Origin of the sequence: Hubeiibacter jixunmingi, assembly GCF_041928215.1 — a bacterium.
Taxonomy (GTDB): Bacteria; Pseudomonadota; Gammaproteobacteria; order Pseudomonadales; family Moraxellaceae; genus Acinetobacter.
The window spans coordinates 1-2303 of record NZ_JBHFHK010000114.1; the positions used below are offsets into that span (position 1 = coordinate 1).

1 protein-coding gene is annotated in these 2303 nt (G+C 39.6%); it reads left to right on the forward strand.

Going from position 1 to position 2303, the window contains the following annotated elements; all coding sequences use genetic code 11:
* Positions 1–218 precede the first annotated feature (218 nt).
* Complete coding sequence (aspS, locus tag ACEYX7_RS10825) at positions 219–2000, forward strand: aspartate--tRNA ligase (protein WP_374805516.1); 1782 nt, start codon at positions 219–221, stop codon at positions 1998–2000.
* Positions 2001–2303: the final 303 nt, after the last annotated feature.

A 2303-nucleotide genomic window follows, 5' to 3' on the forward strand; every position in this document is an offset into this window, starting at 1 on the left:
GTTTAGATTGTATTGATACCCTGTTCTTCTATTTTATGTGGATTTGTGCCATTTATTAATTTCTTTTGCTATATAATGTAAGTTTTGGGCAAAATCAGAATTATTTGGCTTTATTTATACTTTGTTTTTGATTGCTGACTTGTAGCAAAGCCAATAAAAAGGCATAATTAAGCGTTAATTTAACATTTTTTATTATCTCGTTTTGGATAAATTATATCATGATGCGAACTCATTATTGTGGCTCATTAACTGAAGCCCAAATCGATCAAACTGTAACACTGTGTGGTTGGGTACACCGTCGTCGTGACCATGGTGGCGTCATTTTCTTGGATATGCGTGACCGTGATGGCTTGGTGCAAGTGGTGATTGACCCTGATACCCCAGAAGCCTTTGCTACCGCTGATAAATCACGTTCAGAATACGTATTAAAAATTACTGGTCGTGTACGTCGTCGCTATGAAGGCACAGAAAATGCCAATATGGTGAGTGGTCAAATCGAAGTTTTGGGTAAAGAAATCGAAGTTTTGGCGGCATCAGAAACACCGCCTTTCCCATTGAATGACGAAAATGTAAACGTATCAGAAGAACATCGTTTAAAATACCGTTTCTTGGACATTCGCCGTCCTGAAATGTTAGAACGTTTACGTTTCCGTTCAAAAGTAACCAACCTTATCCGTAACTATTTGGATGAAAATGGTTTCTTGGACGTAGAAACGCCAATCTTGACTCGTGCAACGCCTGAAGGTGCACGTGATTATCTTGTGCCAAGTCGTGTGCAAAATGGTAGTTTTTACGCATTGCCACAGTCACCACAATTGTTTAAGCAATTGTTAATGATAGGTGGTATTGACCGTTATTACCAAATCGCAAAATGTTTCCGTGATGAAGACTTGCGTGCCGATCGTCAGCCTGAATTTACCCAAATCGACATTGAAACATCATTCTTAACTGATGATGACATTATGAATTTGATGGAAGGCATGACGGTTAAGCTGTTTGATGAATTGTTGGGCGTGAAGTTTGACAAATTCCAACGTATGCCGTACAGCGAAGCGATGCGTGACTATGCGTCGGATAAACCAGATTTGCGTATTCCATTAAAATTGGTCGATGTGGCTGATTTGATGCAAGAAGTTGAATTTAAAGTCTTTGCAGGTCCTGCCAAAGATCCAAAAGGTCGTATCGTGGCATTGCGTGTGCCAAATGCAGGTAGCCTGAGCCGTAGCCAAATTGATGAATATACCAAGTTTGTTGGCATCTATGGTGCAAAAGGCTTGGCATATATCAAAGTCAATGAAATCGAAAAAGGCATTGATGGTTTGCAATCACCGATTGTGAAATTTATCGAACCGATCGTGATGGATTTGTTGGCACGTGTGGGTGCGGAAAATGGCGACATCGTATTCTTTGGTGCGGATAAAGCCAAAATCGTCAATGATGCGATGGGTGCATTGCGTATCAAAATCGGTCATGATTTAAACATGGCGACTTGTGAATGGGCACCGCTTTGGGTAGTTGATTTCCCAATGTTTGAAGAAACCGATGATGGTAAATGGACATCTGTGCATCATCCATTCACCTTGCCAAAATCAAGCGTGGAAGATGTGAAAAACAACCCAGGTGAAGCATTATCCGTGGCTTATGACATGGTATTGAACGGTACGGAAATCGGTGGTGGTTCATTGCGTATTTATACGCTTGAAATGCAAAAAGCGATTTTTGAAGCCTTAGGTATCGGTGAAGAAGAAGCGGAAGAAAAATTCAGTTTCTTACTTAATGCCTTGAAATATGGTGCACCGCCACATGGTGGTTTGGCATTTGGTTTGGATCGTTTAATCATGTTGATGACAGGTTCGTCTTCAATCCGTGATGTGATTGCCTTCCCGAAAACCAAGACTGCGGAATGTCCACTTACTCAAGCCCCAGCACCAGTTGAAAGCAATCAATTGCGTGACCTAGGTATTCGCTTACGTGAACAACCGAAAAAAGAAGAAAATTAATTTTTCTGATTTTAGAAGTAAATTAAGATTTGCCTATGTTTATGCATGGGCAAATCTATTTTAATTATATGCTTAGGGTAAAATGAACAAGAAATTTAAACTTACGCCATTTGAGGCGAAATATTTAGCAAAACGAAGGGCTAAACGCAAAGAGGAGGAAGATAAAGCACATGATCAAGGACTTATTAATATTGTCAAATATTCCCCATTTGTTTGTCTTCTTATTATCATTAGACCTCTTTCGAAAATGTAAATTTAGCGATTAACTTGCCAATTTATAAATCCTGCCACTAATTTCATTCT

Coding starts and splice junctions, on each gene's coding strand:
- aspS (WP_374805516.1), top strand. CDS start 219: ATGATGCGAACTCATTATTGTGGCTCATTAACTGAAGCCCAAATCGAT.